Raw genomic sequence first — 4,624 nt, 5'->3', positions numbered from 1 at the left:
GGGGCTGGATTATATTCAGCCCGTCCAGTGATAATGGCATATTTCCATACTTCGCCACAGCGCTGACGAACTTTACGTAATTTTTCAGTTGCCCCGCGTTCTTCTAGTTTAGAGAGGACCGCCAACAACTCTAGTGGTTTAATCTCTTTAATGGGCCGATGGCCGATATAAGGGAANATATCTTTTTCAAATGCACTCATCATATCTTTGCGATAGCCTTCAGACCAACGATCCTGACGTTTGGAATACCATTCTCGGGCTATCGACTCAAATGTATTCGCTAGTGCATTATTCTTANCGCGTTTTTGTTCCTTTCTTATTTCACAGGGATTAATCCCAGCCAACACTAGTTTTTTTGCTTCATCTCGTTTTTGCCTAGCTTCCGTCAATGAGACAATAGGGTAGGTACCTAAAGACATCATTCTGGGTTTACCGCTAAAACGATATCGGAAGCGCCATCCTTTAGAGCCATTAGGTTCAATGAGTAACGACAAGCTATTACCGTCAGGTTTACTATAGGGCTTTTCTTTCGGTTTAGCGTGACGGATTTCAAGTTCAGTCAGTGCCATAAGCTATCCTCATTCGCTATACATCTACTATTATTACTATACACAGTTCTATACATATATACATATTGATTGGGGTAGTTCTGAGTTGAATTAGATAGAATGGATATCTTCTAGATTGCAGGTATTAACTAGGTTTACTTGAGTTTTGGAGATTTGTGTTTAAGTAATGCAGGCGCCTCCAGCGGGAGCGTACCCATGCCAATCTCTAGCTGCGATAGCTTGTTTAATTCCAGCAGGGATGCAAATAAAGGTGATTTATTAGGTACGCGAACGCCAAAGCCCAGCTTGAGAAACTCCAGACTTTTAATCGCGCCTAGGAAATCGAAGCTTTCAACGGGCTGGCTCCAATCCAAGGTTCCAAAGATGGAGAGATAACGCAGCGACTTTGACGCGCCTAATGGCGAGAAATCTGAAACGCGTCGCAGGTTTTCCATATGCAAAGACGTTAAGGCCGGAAGGTTTCCGATAGGGCGAAGATCGTCTACACCTGAAACATATTCCAGCACTAACTCGCGCAGTGCGGTTTGACCTCCAAGCATTTCCAGCGTTTCGGGGCGAGCGTGGCTGATCCGAAGGGCTGTCAGTTTCGGTAATTCATCCAAGGCGGCCAACTGAGACGGAGCCGGCTCATGGAGCGTCAATTCGACAAGCTGTTCGAGCTGTTTTACCCGTTGCCAGTTCTTGTCATTTTTGGTGATAGTCAGTCTGGAAGTATCGTCGGCAGCTTGCGAAAGGTCAGGGAAATGGCAGGACCAACGCTCTCTGTTTGGTGAAATAGTCCAGTATTCATCCGAACGGTTCAGGACATCGGAAAAATGATGTTTCATATCAATCCTTGTTTATTGCTACACCACTGCGGAGCAAAATCTGCACGACTTTGCCTGATAATAAACTATTTAGCCTCTGAGACTAATTTTTCATGTAATTCAGTTGCCAGAACCTCTATCCGCTCGCTGAGCTGCTTGGTGATCGCGGTAAGTTGGGTATTCTGTTCAAGAAGCTCAAACATTCTTTCGGCATTCTGGGCTGCGATGGCTAAGCGCTGTTCGTTAGCGACGGCTAACTCTTCCCGGTGTTTTGCATCGGCTTCTGAATGTGCTTTATCCCGTTCTGCCTGGCGGGTTTGCGCTAATAAGATCAGCGGTGCAGCATAGGCTGCCTGTAGGCTAAATGCTAAATTGAGTAAAATAAACGGATAGAGATCAAACTTAACCCAGCCGAAAACGTTAAGGGCAATCCAGATAACCACAATCACCGTTTGAGCACCGAGGAACAGCGGAGTGCCAAAGAAACGGGCGAAAGACTCTGCTTTATTACCAAACCAGCCATTGCCAAAAGTAGCAGCCAAATGTTCATAAGGCCGATATTTGTTCCAGACAGATTTGTTGCTCTCTTGCCGCCGCGATGCGACTCGAATTATTTTGGGTATATAACAGAAAACGTTAAGGGCTAAGAATAAAAAGCAATCCGGACTAATTTATAAATTCCGTCAACTTTTTCAATGACCAGATTATAGCCATCATCGCTGTTTTCATGTTCGATAATATAGCCTTCAGGGCTGGCTGCATCGGTCATATCTTCCTGTTCCGCTTCACCCTGTCGATAATGATTAGTCTCTATCAGTTTAATCATTTTGGCATTAAACAATTCATCATACTGGGCGATGAATTCAGCTTGATTCTGAAAGATCATCGGCGAGTGTTCATAATCGCTGAACGGATAGTTGAGCATTTTAGATACGCCATCCCTATCATTTTGAACAACGGCCCTGCGCAAGTCCTGCCAAAAAACCTGAAAATCACCGTGTTTTTCAAACTGATATGCACTACTGGGCGTGATATTGATTGCTTGAGTGTGAGTCATAGAAATAACAGACAGGCTCAATGCAATGACCAGCGTTGTGATTATTTTTTTTATCATATTTCTTCTACTATCCATGCTGCTATGAATGATGAGTATAAATTAAAATTCGTGGAAATATATCGGGGAGCGGTGAAATAGGATGTTTGTGAATGACTGAAGTTTTAATTCGTGGCAGTTATCTCATTTTGAACAATGTTCGGCATGCTGATGAAGCCTAAATACAGGGGCTTAAACCCCTGTATTTGATGAAAAAAATAGCGAAATAGAACTTAGCCAAAAAGCGTTACTGAATTGCCTGCTTCATGGCTTGCTTAAATACCTCAAAATCACAAAATCCGTTTGCATCTATCGGGCAATCTTCCATTTCAAGTACAACTCGTTTAGGTGGATTGGCCAGGCTAAGAACATCGCCATTGCGAATTTGCTCTTTAGTCTGATACAGATATTCGATTTTCATTAACGGCTTACCGGTAGCTTTATCTGACCAGCGTTCAAATACAATTTTTCCGCCGATCGGTGTTTTTTCAAACTGGCCGGGCAACTGGTAATCTTTGATTTTAAGCGCGGACAATAAAGATGAAACGTTAGAGTCGTGTCCGACCAACAGGTTAAATTTAGCCGATGAATTACGATCGTTGCCGTTTGTCAGCTTGCTATTAATATAGTTGAGCAGCGGCGCTGAAATATTTTTGGCGACTTCCGGCGACCCGAACAGCACTTCACCATAGTGGTCTTTAATGCTGGCCAACTGTTTCCACTCTCTATCTGATTTGATCTTGCCCCAGGCAATATCCTTAAGCGGGAAGCCTTCATAGTATTGTAAAATAAAGGCGTCTGAAATAGAGGTGCCAATGCGCAGCGGGCCAGTTACGCCGGGCTCCTTATTGCTGACTAGCGTAAAACTCGCCGGCTCAGCATTCAGGTCACAGCGTTTCTGCTCCAGACAAACCGGCGCATTCTTATAATCGGTAATCGCGGTCAGCAGGTCATAAGCCGGTTTTAACTGTTGGTTGAGTCCGTCTAATCCATGCTTACCAGCAATGGCATTCATGGCGTCTAATGCGGTTTGTTTAAACTGCTCTGAATCGTCTTTAATCACCGGGTTAAACGTCGGGTCCATAATACCGATACCCGCCTGATGATAGACTTTTACGTTACAGCCAGGGAATGCGCCAAGAGTGAAATATTGGGCCGTGGCAATGGTTCTTTGCAGGCTATTGGCATAAACCACCACCTCATCGTTAGTCGGGCATTTATCCTTGCCGAACAGGCCTTCGCTGACCATCCACGAATTAACATATTTACCGAAGTAGCTTTCCAGTACGCCGCCTTTCGGCGTCAGATAGCCACCTTGAGTATCCCAGGCGGGCCAGGTTTTGGGCGTAGACTGCGCCAATACGCTACCGGCATCGGCGAGCGGAGCTCTGAGCCCGTGGCGACTGAACATCAGTACTTGTTCCAACTGATACTCATCGTTATCAGCCATCACCGATGGTGAAAAAGGGACCAGCAGAGGCAATAGAAGAAGGATATTCCGGTAGTTAAACGTTTTCATAGATAGGATCCTTTTACTTATGGCTAAGGTAATGATAGCGACGTCAAGAATGCAACGGGGAGCGTTTCCCTTTATCCGATATGAGCCTACATTGGCTGTGAACAATACCAAACAGATAAGTCACGTTGAAGACCGATCGATGAGGTGCATCATATCTGTTATTTGAATGAATAGTGACAATTTGTCCGGTTTATCATTTTGGCGCCATAACGCGCTAAAAAATGCTGAGTTTAGCGACATCCCATGGTACAAAATTATCATAAAAAAGGGCTACTCTTAGACGTAATGCCGATCAGTTAAGGGCCGTCAATAAACTTAAGACAATGATTCGCCTAGTTATCACGGAACCATTACCCTCGTCACCCCGTTGAAAAACCTGTCTCTTGATCAGATCTCCTGATCAAGAGACTTCGCCAGCCTGTAGCCTTCAACTATATCCTGAAGTTTGAACCNCCCCTCCCATATCACTATCCAGCCAGCCCGTCCCGTGCGTTTGCTATCATGCCAGTGACCCATTTTAGCCAACGACAGATACGCCCATTTCAGGTTCGGTGCCTTTTTCGGCAACTCTTTTCCTTCCTGTTTGACCCACAGTAACTTCCATTCGATTGGACTCAACACCTGCTCACACGACTCG

6 protein-coding genes are annotated in these 4,624 nt (G+C 44.8%); all 6 read right to left on the bottom strand.

Annotated elements, in window-relative coordinates:
- Positions 1 to 569, bottom strand: a 569-nt coding sequence (locus tag YWE_RS0120635; RefSeq protein ID WP_029096176.1) for a tyrosine-type recombinase/integrase, incomplete at its 3' end; no start/stop codon positions are given.
- Positions 570 to 703: 134 nt separating this feature from the next.
- A complete protein-coding gene (locus tag YWE_RS28200) occupies positions 704 to 1,396 on the bottom strand; it encodes a leucine-rich repeat domain-containing protein (protein WP_051323487.1) in 693 nt (230 codons plus the stop codon).
- Between the two features lie 65 nt (positions 1,397 to 1,461).
- Complete coding sequence (locus YWE_RS0120625; protein ID WP_051323486.1) at positions 1,462 to 1,986, bottom strand: DUF1003 domain-containing protein; 525 nt, start codon at positions 1,984 to 1,986, stop codon at positions 1,462 to 1,464.
- A gap of 32 nt (positions 1,987 to 2,018) precedes the next feature.
- The gene (locus YWE_RS0120620; protein WP_029096174.1) at positions 2,019 to 2,489 is read right to left on the bottom strand and encodes a hypothetical protein; all 471 of its coding nucleotides are present in this window, start codon (positions 2,487 to 2,489) and stop codon (positions 2,019 to 2,021) included.
- A gap of 226 nt (positions 2,490 to 2,715) precedes the next feature.
- A complete protein-coding gene (agp, locus tag YWE_RS0120615; RefSeq protein ID WP_029096173.1) occupies positions 2,716 to 3,996 on the bottom strand; it encodes a bifunctional glucose-1-phosphatase/inositol phosphatase in 1,281 nt (426 codons plus the stop codon).
- A gap of 378 nt (positions 3,997 to 4,374) precedes the next feature.
- Positions 4,375 to 4,624 (bottom strand): IS4 family transposase (locus YWE_RS0120610; RefSeq protein ID WP_029096172.1); only part of this gene is annotated, 250 nt, incomplete at its 5' end.

It is taken from the genome of Budvicia aquatica DSM 5075 = ATCC 35567 (assembly GCF_000427805.1).
GTDB classification, from domain to species: Bacteria; Pseudomonadota; Gammaproteobacteria; order Enterobacterales; family Enterobacteriaceae; genus Budvicia; species Budvicia aquatica.
Note: the sequence above shows the minus strand (reverse complement) of the source record. Positions and strands in the feature narration are given on the sequence as shown.

What these genes read in the sequence shown, in the direction of transcription:
- YWE_RS28200 (WP_051323487.1), bottom strand. Translation starts at nt 1,396, where the DNA reads ATGAAACATCATTTTTCCGATGTCCTGAACCGTTCGGATGAATACTGG.
- YWE_RS0120620 (WP_029096174.1), bottom strand. Translation starts at nt 2,489, where the DNA reads ATGATAAAAAAAATAATCACAACGCTGGTCATTGCATTGAGCCTGTCT.